Origin of the sequence: Streptomyces sp. SID5469 (assembly GCF_009862865.1) — a bacterium.
Taxonomy (GTDB): Bacteria; Actinomycetota; Actinomycetes; order Streptomycetales; family Streptomycetaceae; genus Streptomyces; species Streptomyces avermitilis.
In genome coordinates this window covers 4,035,570-4,053,773 of sequence record NZ_WWIN01000001.1, presented here as the reverse complement: position 1 = coordinate 4,053,773, position 18,204 = coordinate 4,035,570, and the positions used below count along the sequence as shown (strand labels likewise).

General features: G+C 71.6%; 20 protein-coding genes and 1 pseudogene. 18 read left to right on the top strand and 3 right to left on the bottom strand.

Features of this window, described 5'->3' with window-relative positions:
- The first annotated feature begins 73 nt into the window (after positions 1-73).
- The 17 genes and pseudogenes from GTY58_RS17055 (at position 74) to GTY58_RS16980 (ending at position 13,806) form a co-directional block, all read left to right on the top strand.
- Complete coding sequence (locus tag GTY58_RS17055) at positions 74-973, top strand: hypothetical protein (RefSeq protein ID WP_107083299.1); 900 nt, start codon at positions 74-76, stop codon at positions 971-973.
- Between the two features lie 78 nt (positions 974-1,051).
- Entirely contained in the window at positions 1,052-1,765 is a 714-nt protein-coding gene (cpaB, locus tag GTY58_RS17050) for a Flp pilus assembly protein CpaB (protein WP_037644987.1), read from the top strand.
- Between the two features lie 68 nt (positions 1,766-1,833).
- Positions 1,834-3,441, top strand: a complete 1,608-nt coding sequence (locus GTY58_RS17045; protein ID WP_010984685.1) for an AAA family ATPase — start codon at positions 1,834-1,836, stop codon at positions 3,439-3,441.
- Positions 3,442-3,521: 80 nt separating this feature from the next.
- Positions 3,522-3,581, top strand: a pseudogene (locus tag GTY58_RS41640) (hypothetical protein); the annotation flags it as partial.
- Positions 3,582-3,690: 109 nt separating this feature from the next.
- Positions 3,691-3,843 (top strand): hypothetical protein, encoded by a 153-nt coding sequence (locus GTY58_RS40705; RefSeq protein ID WP_010984684.1) that lies wholly within the window; start codon positions 3,691-3,693, stop codon positions 3,841-3,843.
- 89 nt (positions 3,844-3,932) lie between these two features.
- A complete protein-coding gene (locus GTY58_RS17035) occupies positions 3,933-5,273 on the top strand; it encodes a CpaF family protein (protein ID WP_010984683.1) in 1,341 nt (446 codons plus the stop codon).
- Positions 5,274-5,322: 49 nt separating this feature from the next.
- A complete protein-coding gene (locus GTY58_RS17030; protein WP_010984682.1) occupies positions 5,323-6,264 on the top strand; it encodes a type II secretion system F family protein in 942 nt (313 codons plus the stop codon).
- 11 nt (positions 6,265-6,275) lie between these two features.
- Positions 6,276-7,181 carry a DUF5936 domain-containing protein gene (locus tag GTY58_RS17025; protein WP_010984681.1) on the top strand — a complete coding sequence of 302 codons (906 nt, stop codon included), beginning with the start codon at positions 6,276-6,278 and terminating at the stop codon, positions 7,179-7,181.
- Between the two features lie 11 nt (positions 7,182-7,192).
- Positions 7,193-8,611: a histidine kinase gene (locus GTY58_RS17020; RefSeq protein ID WP_010984680.1), complete on the top strand. Its 1,419-nt coding sequence runs from the start codon at positions 7,193-7,195 to the stop codon at positions 8,609-8,611.
- Positions 8,604-9,335, top strand: a complete 732-nt coding sequence (locus GTY58_RS17015) for a response regulator transcription factor (protein WP_010984679.1) — start codon at positions 8,604-8,606, stop codon at positions 9,333-9,335. Before GTY58_RS17020 ends, GTY58_RS17015 begins: the two co-directional genes overlap by 8 nt.
- 126 nt (positions 9,336-9,461) lie before the next feature.
- A complete protein-coding gene (locus GTY58_RS17010; RefSeq protein ID WP_010984678.1) occupies positions 9,462-9,677 on the top strand; it encodes a hypothetical protein in 216 nt (71 codons plus the stop codon).
- A complete protein-coding gene (locus GTY58_RS17005; protein WP_261172589.1) occupies positions 9,674-10,291 on the top strand; it encodes a pilus assembly protein TadG-related protein in 618 nt (205 codons plus the stop codon). Before GTY58_RS17010 ends, GTY58_RS17005 begins: the two co-directional genes overlap by 4 nt.
- A gap of 15 nt (positions 10,292-10,306) precedes the next feature.
- Positions 10,307-10,900: a hypothetical protein gene (locus GTY58_RS17000; RefSeq protein WP_010984676.1), complete on the top strand. Its 594-nt coding sequence runs from the start codon at positions 10,307-10,309 to the stop codon at positions 10,898-10,900.
- A gap of 3 nt (positions 10,901-10,903) precedes the next feature.
- Positions 10,904-11,584, top strand: a complete 681-nt coding sequence (locus tag GTY58_RS16995) for an OmpA family protein (protein WP_010984675.1) — start codon at positions 10,904-10,906, stop codon at positions 11,582-11,584.
- 123 nt (positions 11,585-11,707) lie between these two features.
- The gene (locus tag GTY58_RS16990) at positions 11,708-12,355 is read left to right on the top strand and encodes a dihydrofolate reductase family protein (RefSeq protein WP_010984674.1); all 648 of its coding nucleotides are present in this window, start codon (positions 11,708-11,710) and stop codon (positions 12,353-12,355) included.
- Between the two features lie 41 nt (positions 12,356-12,396).
- Entirely contained in the window at positions 12,397-13,269 is an 873-nt protein-coding gene (locus GTY58_RS16985) for an LLM class flavin-dependent oxidoreductase (RefSeq protein ID WP_010984673.1), read from the top strand.
- A 48-nt stretch (positions 13,270-13,317) separates the two neighbouring features.
- Positions 13,318-13,806 carry a GNAT family N-acetyltransferase gene (locus tag GTY58_RS16980; RefSeq protein ID WP_037644989.1) on the top strand — a complete coding sequence of 163 codons (489 nt, stop codon included), beginning with the start codon at positions 13,318-13,320 and terminating at the stop codon, positions 13,804-13,806.
- A gap of 42 nt (positions 13,807-13,848) precedes the next feature.
- Here the strand turns inward: GTY58_RS16980 and GTY58_RS16975 are convergent, their stop codons facing one another.
- Entirely contained in the window at positions 13,849-14,361 is a 513-nt protein-coding gene (locus GTY58_RS16975; protein ID WP_037644990.1) for a DinB family protein, read from the bottom strand.
- 75 nt (positions 14,362-14,436) lie between these two features.
- Here GTY58_RS16975 and GTY58_RS16970 point away from each other — a divergent pair, with 75 nt between their 5' ends.
- Positions 14,437-15,297 (top strand): class I SAM-dependent methyltransferase, encoded by an 861-nt coding sequence (locus tag GTY58_RS16970; RefSeq protein WP_010984670.1) that lies wholly within the window; start codon positions 14,437-14,439, stop codon positions 15,295-15,297.
- Between the two features lie 57 nt (positions 15,298-15,354).
- Here the strand turns inward: GTY58_RS16970 and GTY58_RS16965 are convergent, their stop codons facing one another.
- Both GTY58_RS16965 and GTY58_RS16960 read right to left on the bottom strand, forming a co-directional pair.
- The gene (locus tag GTY58_RS16965; protein WP_010984669.1) at positions 15,355-16,515 is read right to left on the bottom strand and encodes a winged helix DNA-binding domain-containing protein; all 1,161 of its coding nucleotides are present in this window, start codon (positions 16,513-16,515) and stop codon (positions 15,355-15,357) included.
- 457 nt (positions 16,516-16,972) lie between these two features.
- Positions 16,973-17,308, bottom strand: a complete 336-nt coding sequence (locus GTY58_RS16960; protein ID WP_037644992.1) for a DUF192 domain-containing protein — start codon at positions 17,306-17,308, stop codon at positions 16,973-16,975.
- Between the last annotated feature and the right edge of the window lie 896 nt (positions 17,309-18,204).

Here is an 18,204-nt window from a genome sequence, read left to right as displayed (position 1 = left end):
GGCAAGAGGATGCAAGAGGACGTCACAGGGGCGATCTGAGGCGGTGGTCGACCACCCCGCCGCAGTGAACGGGGTGGTGTGCAGCGTGCCGACCGCGATAGCCGTCACCAGCGCCGACCTGGTGCTCCCCCCGCTCGACCGGGGGACCCCGCCCGCCGCCGTCCAGCCCCTCGACACCCTCGAGCAGTCCCTGAACGGGATGCACGCGCTCATCGAGCAGCACGGGTACGTCGTCGTCCTGTACCCGGCTCCCGCCACCGGCCCCGCCGCGGCCGAGCAGCCGGACGTCAGGCGGCTGCGTACCGTGCGCTCCGTCCTGGAGAGCGACCGCATCGCGCTGCTCGGCATCGACCTGCCCCCGCTCGGACTCGCCTTACTGGCCCAGCAGTTGCGGCAGCTGTCGATGTGCGACTTCAGCCCCGGCGTACTCGCCTCCGCCGCGCGCCTGCTCGCCCACTACATCTACGCCGGCGCCCTGCTCGGCTCGGTCGCGGGGCTCGACCGCGTGCCCGTCTCGATGAAGTCCCACGCCAAGTCGTGGGTGCCGGGCGCCCAGTTCGCCGTACTGGCCAATCCCCGGCCGCAGCTCGTACGGGTCGGCGAGGAGGAGTTACCGGGCCCCGAGTTCGGCACCCGGCTGCTCGTCGCCGCCGGGCAGCCGCCCTCGGACTGGGTCACGGCCTCACTCGCTCCCGCGTGGCGCGTGCAGGGCGTGGCGACCGTGCCGCTGCCCGCTCAGTCCACGCGCTGGTGGGGCACGGGACGGCTCGCCGAGTTCGCCGCGGGCCTGTTCGACGTCTCCGTGCTCTATCAGCTCGTCTCGTCCGTACGCCGGGAGGAGTGCCACTGGTGTGGGCTCGAACTCATCGGCGACCGCTGCGGGTTCTGCGCGGCGCCGCTTCCCCCGCCGCCGGAGCTCGGGCAGGCGAGAGCGCCCGCGGCCGTACGAGCCCTGCCCCGGGGCCGGACGTAACGGCGCACGGCGCAGCACCACAGCACAGCACGGCCGCTCGACCCCTTCGCCCCCGCTCCGAACGAGGTTGTCCGCGTCATGAACTCACGCCAGCGCCGCGGCGTCATCCTGCTGGTCCTCTCGGTCCTGTGTGCCCTGGGCGCCTTCGCCGGAGTGCTGTCGGTGATCCGTGACGTTAACTCGAAGGTCGGCCCCGAGGTGGCGGCGTACCGGCTGAGGAACGACATCGCGCCCTACAAGGAGCTGTCGGCCGACCAGTTCGAGAAGGTCTCCATGCCCAGGCGCTGGCTGTCGAAGACGGCGGTCACCGACCTCGCCCAGATCCGCGGGAAGATCGCGGTGACCCAGCTGGAGAAGGGCTCGTTGCTCCAGACCGACATGATCGTGGACCGGCCCGCGCTGGCGGCGGGGCAACAGGAGATCGCGATCATGATCGACGCGTCGACCGGTGTCGCCGGCAAGATCAACCCCGGCTCCCGCGTCAACATCTACGCCACCTTCAAGGCGCCGAGCGACAAGGGCAAGGACCAGTCCAAGGTGATCGTCGAGAACGCCCGCGTCCTCGACGTCGGCAAGCTCACCGCCCTCGACCCCGGCCAGAGCAGCGACCAGCGCCGCCGCACCGCGAGCGAGGCCGTCCCCATCACCTTCGCGCTCGACACGGCGGACGCCCAACGGGTCGCGTACGCCGAGTCGTTCGCCGAACACGTCCGGCTCGCGCTGGTCGCGGGCGGCTCGGGGACCACGGTCCCGCCGGGCGACCGCTCATACACCCTCGACGAGGACAAGTAGGAGGCCGCGATGCGCTCAGCCGCGATGCGCTCAGCCACGAGGCACCCAACCCCTGCGAGGGCCGGCCGATGACCGTACGCATCCTCCCCGCCGTCGGCGACATCGACTCGGCCCGCGCCCTCGCCACCCTGCTGAGCCAGCTCACCGACGCCGAACCGGCCCCGCCGGTCGCCGACACCACCGCGCTCCTGGACACCCTGGCCCGGCTCGCCGCCGAGTCCCTCGACGAGCTGCCCGAGGTCGTCCTGGTCCACGAGCGCATCGGCCCGGTACCGGCGCTCGACGTGATCCGCGACCTGGTGCTGCGCTTCCCGGCGGTCGGCGTCGTCCTCATCACCGCCGACACCGGAAGCGGCGTCCTCACCGCCGCCATGGACGCGGGCGCCCGCGGCATCATCGGCCTGCCGCTCGGTTACGACGCCCTCGCCGAACGTGTCCAGGCGGCCGCCGCGTGGTCGACGGGCATGCGGCGCCACCTCGGCAGCGGGACACCCGAGCTGTACACGGGCCCCGGCGGCACGGTCGTCACGGTGACCGGCGCCAAGGGCGGCGTCGGCGCGACCGTCACGGCCGTCCAGCTCGCGCTCGCGGCCAGGGCGTCGGGCCGTACGGTCGCGCTGCTCGACCTCGACCTCCAGTCGGGCGACGTGGCCTCGTACCTGGACGTGCAGTTCAGGCGGTCGGTCGCGGACCTGGCCGGCATCACCGACATCAACCCGCGCGTCCTCCAGGACGCCGTCTACATCCACGACAGCGGCATCGGGCTCCTGCTGGCGCCCGCCGAGGGCGAGCGCGGCGAGGAGGTGACGGACCGGGTCGCCCGGCAGGTCGTGGGAACCCTGCGCTCGCGCCACGACGTGGTGATCGTCGACTGCGGCTCCCAGATGAACTCCGCCACCGCCGCGGCCGTCGAGATGGCCGACCAGGCGCTGCTCCTGGTCACCCCCGACGTGGTCGCGATCCGCGCCGCCAAACGCATGGTCCGTATGTGGGACCGCCTCCAGATCCGCAAGGCGGAGGAGACGCTCACGGTCGTCAACCGCCACTCACGCGGTACGGAGATCCAGCCGTCCCTGGTCGAGCGGGTCACCGGCACCAAAGTGGCCCGCTCCGCCGTCCCCGCCGCCTTCAAGGAACTCCAGTCCGTGGTCGACGCGGGGCGCCTCCAGGACCTCGACGCCCGCTCCACGGTCAAGCAGGCACTGTGGGCGCTGGCGGGGGAGCTGGGGCTGGTCGCCGTCCAGGAGAGCGGTGGACGGCGCCGGAAGTCCTCGGACCGCGGCGCGCTCTCCCTGCGGCGGCGCGGCGGCGACCGGGGCGCGGTCACCCTGGAGTTCGCCGGGATGTTCCCCCTGCTGCTGGTCGTGATGGCGATCCTGTGGGAGTGCGTGCTGTACGGCTACACGTACTCCCTCGCCGGGAACGCGGCGGACGAGGCGGCCCGCGCGGCCACGGCGGCGTACGCGATCAAGGGCGATGTGGGAGGGGCGTGCCAGTCGGCCGGCGCCGAGCATCTGCCGGATTCCTGGAGCGGGGCGGACATCAGCTGCGGGCAGGACGGGTCGGTGATGAAGGCGACCGTCCAGGTGGACGTCCCGCTGTTCTTCCCCGGGGTCAACCCGGGCTGGTCGGTCGACGGCTCGGCGGGGGCGGCGCTGGAGGGGGACGGCGGGTGAGGCTCCTCGACCGGCGCGCGACCCGCTTACCTCCCGCCGGGTCCCGGCCGCCGCGGCGATGGGGCGACCGGGGCGTGTCCATGCTGGAGTTCGCCGGTTTCCTCCCCATCCTCCTCGTCATCGGCATGGCCGCCATCCAGCTCGGCCTCGTCGGCTACGGCATCAGCCAGGCCGGATCCGGAGCGCGCGCCGCCGCCCGGGTCGCCTCGCACCAGGACGGCGACGTGCACGGCCGCGGGTCTGGCCTCGGTGAGCTCCTGGCTCGACCCGGACGTCCCCGCGCCGGCGAAGGGCGCCGACACCACCACCGCCACCGTCACCGTCCACGTCCCCTCCGTCATCCCCTTCTTCGGCGCCGGCTGGGACGTGACCCGCCGCGCCACCATGCCCACCGACGACTGACGCCCCCGCCCCCGAGACGACCGAAGCCCCCAGCCCCCGCCCCCGAGACGACCGAAGCCCCCAGCCCCCGAGAGGAGTTGACCCCGGACATGAGCCTCCGCTCCCGAATCGCCGCCCCCGACGAAGGCGGCCCCGCCCGCGAGGACGGACACCTGGTCGCCGTCTACCGCGCCAAGCTCCTCGAAGAGATCGACCTCGCCGAGATGTCGAGCCTGGCGGCGGCCGAACGCCGGATCCGCCTGGAGCGCGTACTCGGCCACATCATCAGCCGGGAGGGGCCGGTCCTCTCCTCCGCCGAGCGGTCCCAGCTGATCCGCCGGGTCGTCGACGAGGCGCTCGGCCTCGGCGTCCTGGAACCCCTGCTCGCCGACGCCTCGATCACGGAGATCATGGTCAACGGCCCGGACTCGATCTTCGTCGAGCGAGCCGGCCGCGTCGAACAGCTCCCGCTCCGCTTCGCCTCCACCGAGCAGCTGATGCAGACCATCGAACGCATCGTCTCGACGGTCAACCGGCGCGTGGACGAGTCGAACCCGATGGTCGACGCCCGCCTCCCCACCGGCGAACGCGTCAACGTCATCATCCCGCCGCTCGCCCTCACCGGCCCCACCCTCACGATCCGCCGCTTCCCCCGCGCGTACACGCTGCCGGAACTCATTGGCCTCGGCTCCCTGGACGAGCAGATGCTGCTGCTGCTCGCGGCCTTCGTCCGGGCCCGCTTCAACATCATCGTCAGCGGCGGTACGGGCACCGGCAAGACGACCCTCCTCAACGCGCTCTCCGGGCTCATCCCGTCCTACGAGCGCATCATCACCGTCGAGGACTCCGCCGAACTCCAGCTCCAGCAGGAGCATGTGATCCGCCTCGAATCCCGCCCCCCGAACGTCGAGGGCAAGGGCCAGATCACCATCCGCGACCTGGTCCGCAACTCGCTCCGGATGCGCCCCGACCGCATCATCGTCGGTGAGGTCCGCGGCGGCGAGACGCTCGACATGCTCCAGGCGATGTCGACGGGCCACGACGGCTCCCTGGCCACCGTGCACGCGAACTCGGCCGAGGACGCGCTGATGCGGTTGCAGACCCTCGGCTCGATGTCCGAGGTACTGATCCCGTTCGAGGCCCTCAAGGACCAGATCAACTCGGCGGTGGACGTGGTCGTCCAGCTCACCCGGCACGCCGACGGCTCCCGCAAGATCACCGAGATCGCCCTCGTCGTCTCGCACGGCCGCGAGCAGTTCCGCATCGTCCCCGTCGCCCGCTTCGTGCCGCGCCCCGTCGGCGCCGACCGCGTCGTCCACGGCCGCTTCGAGCACCTCCCGCTGCCACGCCAGGTCGCCGAGAAGCTGTACGTCGCCAATGAGCCGCTGCCGGCCGCCTTCAGAGTCGCGGACGCCATCGACGTACTCGACACGAGGCAGGCCATCGGATGACCCCCACCCGTGATCGGACGACCCCCACCCACGACGAGAGGAGCGAGCCGTGAACCATCCCGCTCTCCTCGCCCTCGGCGCCACCGTGCTGTGCGGCACGCTCGCCGTCGCGGGCGTGCACGTGTACGCGGCGGGCCGCGCCCAGCGCCAGGCCCTGGTCGACCGGCTGGCCGGCGGCGGCCCGATCCGTACGGTGGCAGGCCGCGTACGGCGCTTCGCGGGCATCGACCGCCGACTGCGCCGCACCCGCCTCGGCCGCGCCATCCACCTCCGCCTGACGACGACCGGACTCGACCTGACCGCAGGGGAGTTCACCACCTACGTCGCCGCGGTGGTCGTCGCGCTGTGGCTGATCGCGGCGACCACCCTGGCGCCGTTCTTCGGCCCGATCGCCGCCCTGGTCGGCATCTGGGGTGCGGCCGTGTTCCTCAACTGGCAGCGCCAGAAACGCATCGAGGCGTTCATCGGCCAACTGCCCGACGTGGCCCGTCTCCTCGCCAACGCGACCGCCGCGGGCCTCGCCCTGCGCACGGCCCTCGCCATGGCGGCGGAGGAACTGGAGGCACCCGCGGGCGAGGAGCTGGCGCGTGTCGCCGACCAGTTGACGCTCGGCAGGTCCGTCGACGACGCCCTGGACGAACTCGCCGAACGCCTCCCGTCCCGCGAACTGATCGTCCTCGTGACCACCTTGGTGCTGGCCAACAAGGCGGGCGGCTCGGTCGTCAGCTCGCTGCGCAACCTCACCCAGACCCTGGAGGACCGCAAGGAGACCCGGCGCGAGGTGCGCACCATGCTCTCCGAGGTCAACGCGACCGCCTTCACGGTCCCGCTCCTCGGGCTCGGCTCGCTGCTGCTGATCAACTCCTCGAACGAGGGAGCCCTCGCCCGCGTGACCGGCTCCTCGCTCGGCCAGGGCCTGATCCTCCTGTCGCTCGGCCTCTACACGGTCGGCTTCTTCGTCATCCGCCGCCTCGGCAAGATCGAAGTGTGAGGGGAGGCACGGTGTCCTCGTCTACGTCGCTGGGGTTGCTGCTCGCCGCGCTGATGGCCGTGGCCGTGGCGGGTGTCCTCCTCGGCATCCGCATGATCAGGGCGGACGCCAAGCTGCCCAGCGACCTCGTGCTCGCCCTGGAGGTCGGCGCCACCCGCGTCTCCACGGCCGACTCCGCCGTCGACCGCCTCGGCATGCGCTTCGCCCCTCTCGTCCTGCGCCTGATGGGCCCCCGCCGCGTCGCCGCCAAGCGGCGCCGCATCGACATGGCGGGCAACCCGGGCGGCCTCACCCTGAACCGCTACGCGGCCCGCCGCGCCGTCTACGGCATCTTCGGCGTCGTACTCGGCCTGATCTTCCTCACCAACGGTCACCCGCTGTTCGCGCTGGGCACCCTCGCCTTCGGCCTGCTCGCCGCCGACGCGCTGATCTGGCAGGCCGTCCGCGAACGCAAGGACGTCATCGACCGCACCCTGCCCGACTTCCTCGACGTCCTGGCGGTCGTGGTCTCGGCGGGCCTCGGCTTCCGCCAGGCACTGGACCGGGTGGCCGAGAAGTACGAGGGCCCCTGGGCGGACGAACTGCGCATCACCCTGCGCCAGATGGACATGGGCGTGAGCCGCCGCCAGGCCTTCGACGAACTGCGCAAACGCAACTCGTCCGAGCAGGTGGCCCAGTTCGTCTCCGCCCTGCAACAGGGCGAGGAGCTGGGCTCCCCGATCGCCGAGACCCTCATCCAGCTGGCCACCGACATGCGCCGCACCGACGCCCAGAACGCCCGCCGCCGCGCGGCGAAGACCATCCCCAAGGCCACGATGGTGACCCTGGTCTTCATGCTTCCGGCCACGATGATCCTCATCGCGACCGGCATGTTCCTGGGGTCGGGGACGAACTTCGGCTCGATCCTGGGGCGATGATGGGAGGCGGCATGGGAGACGGCCGGCTCGCGGGGCTGTGGGCACAGCGGGCACAGTGGGCACAGTGGGCACAGCGACACCCGGCACGTGCCGCCAGGCGGACCCCGGCGCCGGCCGGCCCCGACGCCGGATACCTGGCGGACGACGCCCCGCCCCCCACCAGCGTCCGCCTCCAGCTGAGCGCCCTCCAGGCCCTCTGCCGGCAGACCATCGCCGTCCGCCTGACGATGATCGCCTTCGGCGCCCCCTTCGCCATGGCCAACGCCGCGGCCGGCGCCCCCCGCTACGCCGTCCTGGCCGCCGCGGTCCTCGGCGTCATGGCCTCGTACGCCATGCTCCGCGACTGGGACCGCTTCGGCCCCCGTCTCCTGGCCCACCCCACCCTGATGGCGCTCGACCTGCTCTTCGTGGCGACCCTGCTCGTGACGGCGTCCCCCGCGTCCCCCCTGGCGTACGCGACGGTGTGCACCCCGCTCCTCTCCGGTCTCCTCTACGGCTGGCGCGGCTCGGGAGTGTTCACCGGCCTCCAACTCGTCGTCCTCCTGACGGTGTTCAGGGCCTGGGAACACCGCCCCGGCGCCGGCGCCAACACCCTCCTCGTCGCCGGCTTCTGCGTCGCCGCCGGGATCATCGGCGTCACCCTGCGCAATCTGATGTTCCGCTTCGGCGCGGCCAGTCAGGCGTTGTCGGAGGCGACCTCCCGGCTGGCGGTCGCGGAGGCGGTGGAGTCGGAGCGCGCGCGGCTGGCCCGCGAGATGCACGACTCGGTGGCGAAGACCCTGCACGGGCTGGCCCTGGCGGCGGACGCCCTGGCGGCGTCCACGGACCACAGCGACCCCGCCGCCCTCAAGCGCCAGGCGACGGTGGTGGCGGGAGCGGCACGCAGGGCGGCGGCCGAGTCCCGGGACCTGCTGTCGGACCTCCGGCGCCATACGGACTTCACCGCCGCGCACGTCGATCTGACCGCGGAACTGGGCTGCCGGGTAAGGGACTTCGGCACTCGTACGGGCCTGGCGGCAGAGCTGAGACTTCCGCGTACGGACGAAGACGCCCTGCGCGCCCTGCGGCAGCTTCCCTGCGCGACCGCGCACCACGTCCTGGCGGTCGTGTCGGAGGCGCTGGAGAACACCCACCGCCACGCGCGGGCGACGAGCGTACTGGTCGAACTCGACGTCGCCGAGGACCGGCTGGCGGTGAGGGCGGGGGACGACGGTGCCGGCCTGCCGCCGTCCGCGACCCCCGACAGCCCGGCGAAAACCGGCCACTTCGGGCTGCTGGGCATGGCGGAGCGGGCCGCGAGCCTCGGCGGCCGGGTCCGGCTGGGCCGTTCCCCGCTGGGCGGCGCCGAGGTCCACCTGACGGTTCCCCTCTCCACGCCCGCCACCCCCTCCACTCCCCACACCCCCCAAGAGGAGGCCGCACATGCCTGACCAGGCACTCTCCGGCCCGCCCCTGCGCGTACTCGTGGCCGACGACAATCCGGTGGTACGGGCGGGCCTGTCCGCCCTGCTGTCCGCGCACCCCGACATAGAGGTGGTGGCGGAGGCCTCGAACGGCGAGGAGGCGAAGGCCCTCGCCGGGGAACACCGCCCCGATGTGGTCCTCCTCGACGTGCGGATGCCGGGCACGGACGGCCTTACCGCACTCCCCGAACTGGTCCGGCTTACCACCGTGATGATGCTGACCTACAGCCGGGAGCCCAAGGTGGTGGCGGAGGCGCTGCGCAGAGGAGCGTCCGGTTACCTGGTGCACGGGGAGTTCACGGTGCCCGAACTGATCACCGCGGTACGGGATGTACGGAGGGGGCGGCTCACTGTCTCGTCTTCGCTCAGCGTTTCGTACGAACCGAACGGAAACCCTTCGCACCTGCAATCAGTTGTGGCACAGTCGTCGAAGGCTTGGCCCACCCGTGTGACGGGCCTGCCCCGCCGGACCGTCAATCGGCTGGACTTCGGTCTGAGTTCAAGGGAGGTGGAGGTCATGGATCTCATCGCGGCCGGCATGAACAACCGGCAGATCGCCGCCACCTGCTTCATCAGCGAGAAGACGGTCAAGAACCACATCAATCGCATCTTCGCAAAGCTGCACAGTGCGACGCGCAGCGAAGCGATCGCCCACTGGCTGGGTACGGCGCGGGAGGGGTGGAGCCGATGACTCCGCCCATGACTCCACCGATGATTTCACCGGCAAGAAGTTGGGCCCCTGGACCCACCCGGAGTAGGCGCGCTCTCACGTACGGTGCTCGGGTTGGTGGTGGTGTCGGGTGGGAGGGCGGCGGTCATGGTGACGAACACGAGGCGCAGGCTCAGCGGGTGGCGGACGACCGTGGTCTCCCGGATGCGGGGGGCGGGGCGGGACGCGGGGGCCGGGTTTGTGGAGTATGCGGGGTTGATGATCATCATTGCGGGGATCTTCACGCTGATCGATGGGCTCGGCCTGGACGGGTTGATCTCGGATGCGATCCTGCGCGCGGTCACCGACGTCATCGGCGGCTGAGCGCTGTACGACTGCTGAGCGATCGGGGGCAAACCCTCCCCATCTATATCTGGCTGACGGTGATCCTGCTCTTCGCAGCCTTCGCCTGTTTCGCGTTCGCCCAGGCAGCGTCCGCCCGCAACGGGGCTCAATCCGCGGCGGACGCTGCGGCGTTGGCGGCAGCGCAGGACGCCCGGGACGAGCTGTTGGTGCGCCTCGGGGACGCCGTCGGCACGGACGACAACTGGCTCGACTGGTTGGACCTGCCGGAGGACACGGTGCTCCCGGCCGACGGAGCCGACGCCGCGGCTCAGGTGTTGGCTGCCGCGAACGACTCGACCGTGCAGGGCGGAGCCCAACCGGTCGTGAGGAACGGCTATCCCGGCTTTCAGGTCGACATCCAGACCAACTACACGGTCGGTGACTCGATCATTCCCGGCACGGAGGGCATGCGGGCGAGGGCCCATGCCGTTGCAGTCGTCCAGCCGCGCTGCGACTTCGATCTGAACGCGGATCCCAAGAAGCCTGTAGAGCTGGGCTGTGATGGCCAGACCGTGAACATCGATCCCGAAGATTTCGATCCGGCCGACCTTCCTGACGCATCCGTGCTGTTCTCTGTGCATCTGGCCGAGTGAAAGGAAGCCGTACCCATGGACTATCGGCACACCATGAAGGGCCGCCGGGCACTGAGCGCCGTGGCGATCACGGCCGGGCTGCTTCTCACGGTGGCCGGCTGTGGCGGGGGAGACGACGGGAAGTCCGACAAGGGAACCCCGTCCTCCACGGCTCCCGCGAAGAGCGGCGACGACGGCAGCAAGGCGCAGTCGAAGGCCCCCGAGTCGGACACGGTGCTTGCCGAGGTCAAAGGCGAGGGCGGTGTGACGCTCACGGTGAAATCCGCCAAGCGCGACGGGGGCGGGTTCGTGACCGTCGAGGGCACGGTGGCGAACGGAACGGGCCGCGCCTGGTCCGTGGGGTCCTGGCGAGGTGACGAAAGGGAGTTGGCCAAGAACGGCGGTTCCATGGCCGGCGCCAGCCTGGTCGACGAGACCGGCAAGAAGAAGTACCTGGTGCTGCGGGACACGGAGGGCCGGTGCTTGTGCACGAGGTTCACGGGCGGCCTTCTCCAAGGACAGTCGACAGACTGGTTCGCCCAGTTCCCCGCCCCACCCGAAGGCACCACAAAGGTCAGTTTCCAGGTCGGCGGAATGCCCCCCGCCTCAATCGAAATCTCCGAGGGCTAACCCATGACCCTCACCCCCCGCCGCGCCACCGCGACCGCGACCGCCACCGCGACCACACTCACCGCACTGGCCGTACTCGCCACGCTCACCCTCACCGTCCCCTCAGCCGTCGCCGACGACGGTGACCCCAGCGCGCCCCCGGGCAGCGTGACCACCTCGCCACCCCCGGACGTGGATGCGAACAGCCCGGGTCTGAAGCTCGCGGACGGAGCGACCCTCGCCCCCGCCAAGGTCCTGGACATCAAGTCGGTCGTCGAGGACCTCGGCGGCGAGGAGCGCCGGGAGGACACGAACGCGGACGTGACGTTCGCGCTCCAGGCGGAGGTGCTCTTCCCCAAGGACAGCCCGAAGCTGAACCCGGAGGCACGGTCGCGCATCAACGCCATCGCGGACGAGATCAAGAAGCAGAACGCCACGAACGTCCGCGTCTTCGGTTTCACCGACAACCTGGGCTCGTACGCCCACGGCCTGACCCTCTCCAAGAAGCGCGCGGAAGCCGTCCACGACCAACTGGCCTCCGCTCTCGGCTCGCAGGACGTCACCTTCGAGGTCCGCGGCTACAGCGAGGACTACCCCATCGCCGACAACACCTCCGAGCAGGGCCGCCGCAAGAACCGCCGCGTGGAGGTGACGTTCCCGAGGGACACGGCATCGTCCGAGTCCCAGAAGTCCGGCGCGAGCTGACCGTCGGCACGGTGCTCGGCCCGGAAACCGGGCGTTCCTCCGCGCCTGCGGGGCGGGGCTGCGCGATGCTCGTCGTCTAGCTGATTCCTGTCGGTCGTCGTGGAACCGGGAGCCGGAGCTGTCATGAGAAAGATCGTGCTGATGATGTCCGTGTCCCTGGACGGCTATATCGAAGGACCGAACCGCGAGATCGACTGGCATTTGGTCGACGACGAGGTGCACCAGCACTTCAACGACACGCTCAGGGGGATGGGCGCCTTCCTGAGCGGGCGGGTCACCTACCAGCTCATGGCCGACTTCTGGCCCACCGCCGACGCCGATCCCGCCAGCACCGGACCCGTGGCCGACTTCGCCCGGATCTGGCGGGACATGCCCAAGATCGTGTTCTCGCGCACGTTGCAGCACGCCGGGTGGCACACCACCATCGTGCGGGACCTGGTCGTCGAGGACATCCACGCCCTCAAGGCCCAGGAGGGCGGTGACCTCGCGCTCGGGGGCGCGGACCTCGCCGCCGAATTCATGCGGCACGACCTCGTCGACGAGTACCGCGTGTACGTCCATCCCGTCCTCCTCGGCCGGGGCAAGCGCCTCTTCCCCGAGACCGACACCCTCACGCCGCTCCGGCTCACCGAGTCCCGCACCTTCGGCAACGGCGTCGCACTCCTCCGCTACGAACGCGCCGAGAGCACAGCCGACACAGCCGGCACGAACCCCGCAGCGGGCACAGCCGACGCAGCTGGCACAGACCGCCCGAACGGCACCGGCTCATAAAGGTGTTGTCCCGTGCCGCCCCCGCTCGATAGGAAGTCCGCATGACTGCACTCGGCGCCGTGTTCCGTCCCCAACTGCCCCCCGAGCGGCTGCGCGCGATCGCGCGGCTCGCGGACGACTGCGGGCTCGAGGAGTTGTGGCTCTGGGAGGACTGCTTCCTGGAAGGGGGGATCTCGGCCGCCTCCGCCGCGCTCGCCTGGACGGAACGTCTGCGCGTGGGCGTCGGTCTGCTCCCCGTGCCGCTGCGGAACGTCGCCGTGACCGCGATGGAGACCGCCACGCTCGACCGGCTGTTCCCCGGCCGGGCGGTCGTCGGCGTCGGCCACGGTGTGCAGGAGTGGATGGGGCAGGTCGGTGCGCGCGCCGAGTCACCCCTGACGCTGCTGCGGGAGTATCTCGACGCGTTGCGCGCACTGCTGCGCGGCGAGCGCGTCACCACGGACGGCCGGTACGTCACGCTCGACCGCGTCGCCCTGGACTGGCCGCCGGCGGACGCCGTGCGCGTCCTCGCCGGTGCCACCGGTCCCCGCTCGCTGCGGCTGTCCGGCGAGGCGGCGGACGGGACGATCCTCACCGCCGCCACCTCCCCGGAGGGCGTACGGCAGGCCCGTCGGCTCATCGACGAGGGACGGGAGTCGGCCGGTCGTACCGGCCCGCACGAGGTCGTCGTCTATCTGCACACGGCGACCGGCCCGGACGCCGCCGCCCGGCTGCGCGCCGAGATCGAGGCGAACGGTGAGGACCCGGCCGTGGAACACGGAGTCGCCGGGGACGCCGCCGAGGTCGCCAAGGCCGTCCGGCGCCTCGCCGACGCGGGCGCTGACACGGTGATCCTCCAGCCCACGGCCGACGAGTCCGACCCCGAGGGCTTCATCCGCTTCGCGGCCGGGGAAGTACGCCCGCTCGTGCCGTAACCACAGCTCACCGGCCGTTGTCAGTGCCCGGTGCCACACTCACCCGACATGAGCGACGACAACGTGGACAACGCGGGCGACGTGGAAGACGTACAGCTGCGGTACGTGACCGAGGCCGACCTCGAGGTCTTCCTCGCGTACGAGCACGATCCGGAGGCCGTCCGGCGGTCGAGGTTCACGCCCCGGCCGCGCGAGGCCTTCATGACCCACTGGAAGGAAAGGGTCCTCGGGGACGACACCGGTCTCGTGCTGACGGTCACCGTGGACGGCGACCCGGCCGGCAACATCGTGGCCTGGTGGGAGGGCGAGCGCCGCTTCATCGGGTACTGGCTCGGCCGCCCGTACTGGGCCCGTGGCATCGGCAGCCGGGCGCTGGGCCTGTTCCTGCGCCGCGAAAGGACCCGCCCGTTGTACGCCGACCCCTTCCACGGCAACACCGCGTCCGTACGCCTCCTGGAAAAGCACGGCTTCCGCCGCACGGGCACGGTCCGCCACGGGGAGGACGAGCACATCATGCTCGTGCTGGACGACGCCTGAGCCCGGCCGCCGCCACCCCGTCCTCCCGCACCTGCCACGGCATCACCCGGGCCGGTGATCCCCGGTCGCCCCGTCGATCAGCTCCCGCAGGATGTCCATGTGCCCGGCGTGCCGGGCCGTCTCCTCGACCATGCGGATCAGGACCCAGCGCAGGGAGACCCGCGTGCCGTTCCACGACGTGCCGAGGTCGTCCAGGGACAGCTCCGCGATCGCGCGGTCGGCGGCGGTGCGGGCGCGGCCGTAGAACTCGATGATCCCGTCGGTCGTCTCGTCCGGGCCCGCGCGCATGTCCTCCTCGCTGAACGGGTCGAACCACAGCGGCTCCACCTCCCGCCCGAACGTGCGGCAGAACCAGCCGTACTCCACGGACGCGAGATGCTTCACCAGGCCCAGCAGACTGGTACCGGACGGCGTCATCACCCGCCGCCCCTGCTCGTCGTCCAGCCCCGCCAGCTTCCACAACACGGCGTCCCGGTGCCGGTCGAGACTGGCGTGCAGACTCTCTTTCTCGCCACCGGTGTACGGCACCCGGACTACTCCTGGATTCGCGGTCATGGCCGGAACCTAGCAGCGGGCACCGACAACGAAATGGGGTCGCGCCTCCGCACCCCCGTTGAGAGGATCTCGGCCATGACCACGAGCCGAGCGGGCCGCACCAGCCATACCAGCCGCACCGGCGGTGCCGGTGGTGCCGGTGGTACCGGTGGTGCCGGCGGTACCGGTCACACCGGCCGCACCTTCGAAGACCTCGTCGCCGAGGCCGCGGCCGCGTCCGTCGACGGGTGGGACTTCTCCTGGTTCGAGGGCCGTGCCACCGAGGAGCGGCCGCCGTGGGGGTACGCGCGGGCCATGGGGGAGCGGCTGGCGGGTGCGTCCGCCGCGCTCGACATCCAGACCGGCGGCGGCGAAGTCCTCGCCTGCGCACCGGAGTTGCCCCCGCTCACGGTCGCGACCGAGGGCTGGCCGCCGAACGTCGCCAAGGCCACCGCCCTGCTCCACCCGCGCGGCGCCGTGGTCGTCGCCTCCCCGGAGGACGCGCCGCTGCCGTTCGCGGACGCCGCCTTCGACCTCGTCACCAGCAGGCATCCGGTGCGCACGTACTGGGACGAGATCGCCCGCGTCCTGCGCCCCGGCGGCACCTACTTCTCCCAGCAGGTCGGCCCCGCGAGCGCCTACGAGCTCGTCGAGTACTTCCTCGGCCCGCAGCCCGAGGAGAACCGCACGGCCCGCGACCCGGAGCGCGCGCGGACCGCCGCCCGGAAGGCCGGCCTGACGGTCACCGACCTCCGCCCGGTACGCCTGCGCATGGAGTTCCACGACATCGGGGCCGTCGTCCACTTCCTGCGCAAGGTGATCTGGATGGTCCCGGACTTCACGGTCGAGGCGTACGAGCCCCAACTCCGCTCCCTGCACGAGAAGATCGGGAGCGAGGGCCCGTTCCTCGCGCACAGCACCCGCTTCCTGATCGAGGCCCGCAAACCGCAGGCATAGATCACGGCCCACGGCGCACAGCCCACGGGACCGCGGGCCACGCCCACGGCCCACGGTTCACGCATGCGGCCCCGTCGTCACCTCCCCCACCACCAGCTCGGGCTTCGCCTCCAGCACCTCGCCCATCCGCTCCACCTGCTCGCCCAGTTCCTGTTCCTGTCGTGCCGTCAGCCGGCCCAACGCCTCCACCGTCACGGTCGTACGCCGCCCCTGACGCCGTTGATGCCACACCCCGGCCACCACCCCGTCGACGAGGAGCACCGGATAGTTGCCGGCCTGGCCGCGCGCGAGCGCCCGCTGGTACGACGCGCCCGGGAACAGCAGTTCGCGCGGCTGGGCGGCGATGCCGTACGGGTCGAAGTACGGCAGCAGCCGCACCCCGCGCACGGCCTCCGCCGGGAACCGGGTGTCCCCGGCGTCCACCCAGGCACTCGCCCCCTCGAACCGGACCTCCTCGATCTCCCCGGCCCGGGCCAGCGCACCGAACACGCCGTCCGCCCACCCCTTCGACGTGGCGGCCCACTTGGCGAAGTGCGCGGGCGTCGCCGGACCGTAGGCGCGCAGATGACGCCGTACGAGAGCGGCGACCGCCTGCTGTGCGGTGACTTCCGCGTCGGGCCCGATGCGCGCGGGGCGGGTGTACGTCACCTTGCGGCCGCGCTGGGGGCCGAAGCACAGCGCGCCCGACTGGCCCGCCCGGTGCATCACCTGGCGCCAGCGCGGCCACATGCCCTGGAACGCGGGCATCACCAGGTCTCCGGCCCAGGGCCCGGTGCGGGCGACGACCTCGTCGTTCAGCTCGTCGATGGTCAGGAACGCACCGTCGAGCGCGTCGCCGATCGCGGTCACCACCTGCTCCGCCTGCTCGTCGGTGAGCCGGACGTCCGGCGCGAACGGGCTCGGACGGGACGGGATCGCGCGGAGCGCCGCAGTCCAGAAGGGGAGTTCGGCGCTCGGGAGCAGATGGACGGTCCCGCGCGGCCCGTACGTCTTCACGAGCGTCCGGTCCTCCCACAGCGCCGCCCGTACGTCCGCCCGGGTGACGCCCTCGGCCCGTATCCCCACCGACAGCTCGGCCGCCGACAGCACCTGGGCGTGCGCGCCCAGCATCGCGCCGACCACCTCCGCGACGGCGCTGCCGGCCGGCGCGGGATCAGCCAGGAACTGCCGTTGCATCCGCCGTGCGCTCGCCTCGTCCCACGTGATCTTCAAGGTCATGCGGCGACGTTAGAAGGCAATGAGGTCAGATCCTGACCGCTTGGGTGATCCTTCCGGGCGCCGCACGCGCCGCACGCGCCGCACGCGCCGCACGCGCCGCACGCGCCGCACGCGCCGCACGCGCCGCACGTGCCGCACGCGCCGCGGTACCCGCGCTTCGGGGGAGTTGCTCCGGCACATCGGGGTGAATGGGGTGATCAGAATATGGCGGAACAGGTCGCTGGAAATCATCCTTGATCCACACAGTCCGCACGACCTGAACGAGTTCAACCCTCCCTGCTCTCCACGGATCCCGGCGAGAACCGCAGGTTTTCCGCATCGTTACCGAGGGCGGCTCGCTTCGCCGTGCCCCCTCACGTAAGTTCAGACCAAGGTAATTCGCGTGAGCAAAGCTGCGCGAGTGGCATCGCGCAGTGGAGGGGGCTGCGCGATGCCGCGTGCACCGGCTGACGCGGCGTCACCCGCCGCGTACGGCGACCCGCACCCCACGCCGGACCCCCCACCGCTCCATCGCCCCGGCCTCCGCCTCCAGGACATGCCGGGCCCGCGGTCGCGGCCGTCCGATCCGGCCCGGACGCATGGTCCGCACCGCCAGGACCCGCAGCTCGCGGTCCAGATAGGCGACATCGACCGCGAACCGCATCCCCAGGGTGTGCACCGAGTTCGCCGGGCTCAGCAGCAGTGCCCCCTCGATCCCCTCGCGCCTCAGCAGCCCGCGCCGCCGGGCGCGGGCCGACTTCGCGAGCTCCAGCGGGACCGGTTCGGGTGTCCCGGGGGTGGTGAACGTGGCCATGGCTGCGAAGTTAGCGCCGGCGTCAAGCGGGCGTTCCCGGCGCGTGTCACCCGCCCGGAGTACGCCGGGGCGTGTCGCCGAAAGATCTACAACTGTGCGCAAATCCTCCGGATTATTTCTGATTCCGAACGATTCCCTTGGAATCCGCTGCGATTCGGCCATGATCCCGCCCGGAATGAACGCCTCCGCGGCCACCGTCGCGTCGCCGGGCAACTTCGGAGAGTAGTTGTGGCACGCCGATGCACGCAGCATCACTTACGAAGGGTTATGGTGGAAACCCCCCCTCGGGCCGGTCCGTCTCCCCCCCACGGACCGGCCCGTTTTTTGTTTCCCTCCCGCCCCAGGCCGGTGAGCGCCCCCCTGCGCCCCCCCCCACGGGCCCGGAGGGCCCCGGTCGCAGCGGGCAGTGATGTCGTTCAGCCCGCTCAGTCGGCCTGCCGCCCCCATGTCGCCCGCCGGACCGGTGCCCAGGGACTCACGCAGGGACTCACCCGGGGACCGCCCGGAGAGCCGGCACGTCGAGCGGCTGTCGCCTCCGGCCCAGCCGCTGATCATCGAGTGCGAGGACCGGTGGATGAGGGGACGTACGCCCATTTCGGTGAGCGGCCGGGCGTTTCGGCGGTCCGCTCACTGGTGCAGGAGCGGATGTCCGCATACAGCGCCCTGCCCTGCCGGACACCGACGTCAGGCCGCCCGTCGCCTCCTCGGGCGGGGTGTCCGGATCGATGCCGGCACCACGTAGGGCCCCGCACACCCCTTGGCGTGCCCGTGACACCCCTTGGCGGAGCCACGCCTCCCCGGGGGTAGGCTTCGCCCCCGGGGACCGCCATACGGACAGGCCCCGAGGACCGCCATCCGGACAGGGATCGCCCTCGGCCGCGCCTGTCCGATCCGTA

Bases quoted from the DNA above. Each gene is read 5' to 3' on its own strand.
- cpaB (WP_037644987.1), top strand. From the start codon at position 1,052: ATGAACTCACGCCAGCGCCGCGGCGTCATCCTGCTGGTCCTCTCGGTC.
- GTY58_RS17045 (WP_010984685.1), top strand. From the start codon at position 1,834: ATGACCGTACGCATCCTCCCCGCCGTCGGCGACATCGACTCGGCCCGC.
- GTY58_RS17035 (WP_010984683.1), top strand. From the start codon at position 3,933: ATGAGCCTCCGCTCCCGAATCGCCGCCCCCGACGAAGGCGGCCCCGCC.
- GTY58_RS17020 (WP_010984680.1), top strand. From the start codon at position 7,193: ATGGGAGACGGCCGGCTCGCGGGGCTGTGGGCACAGCGGGCACAGTGG.
- GTY58_RS17015 (WP_010984679.1), top strand. From the start codon at position 8,604: ATGCCTGACCAGGCACTCTCCGGCCCGCCCCTGCGCGTACTCGTGGCC.
- GTY58_RS17010 (WP_010984678.1), top strand. From the start codon at position 9,462: ATGGTGACGAACACGAGGCGCAGGCTCAGCGGGTGGCGGACGACCGTG.
- GTY58_RS17000 (WP_010984676.1), top strand. From the start codon at position 10,307: ATGGACTATCGGCACACCATGAAGGGCCGCCGGGCACTGAGCGCCGTG.
- GTY58_RS16995 (WP_010984675.1), top strand. From the start codon at position 10,904: ATGACCCTCACCCCCCGCCGCGCCACCGCGACCGCGACCGCCACCGCG.
- GTY58_RS16990 (WP_010984674.1), top strand. From the start codon at position 11,708: ATGAGAAAGATCGTGCTGATGATGTCCGTGTCCCTGGACGGCTATATC.
- GTY58_RS16985 (WP_010984673.1), top strand. From the start codon at position 12,397: ATGACTGCACTCGGCGCCGTGTTCCGTCCCCAACTGCCCCCCGAGCGG.
- GTY58_RS16980 (WP_037644989.1), top strand. From the start codon at position 13,318: ATGAGCGACGACAACGTGGACAACGCGGGCGACGTGGAAGACGTACAG.
- GTY58_RS16975 (WP_037644990.1), bottom strand. From the start codon at position 14,361: ATGACCGCGAATCCAGGAGTAGTCCGGGTGCCGTACACCGGTGGCGAG.
- GTY58_RS16970 (WP_010984670.1), top strand. From the start codon at position 14,437: ATGACCACGAGCCGAGCGGGCCGCACCAGCCATACCAGCCGCACCGGC.
- GTY58_RS16965 (WP_010984669.1), bottom strand. From the start codon at position 16,515: ATGACCTTGAAGATCACGTGGGACGAGGCGAGCGCACGGCGGATGCAA.
- GTY58_RS16960 (WP_037644992.1), bottom strand. From the start codon at position 17,308: ATGGCCACGTTCACCACCCCCGGGACACCCGAACCGGTCCCGCTGGAG.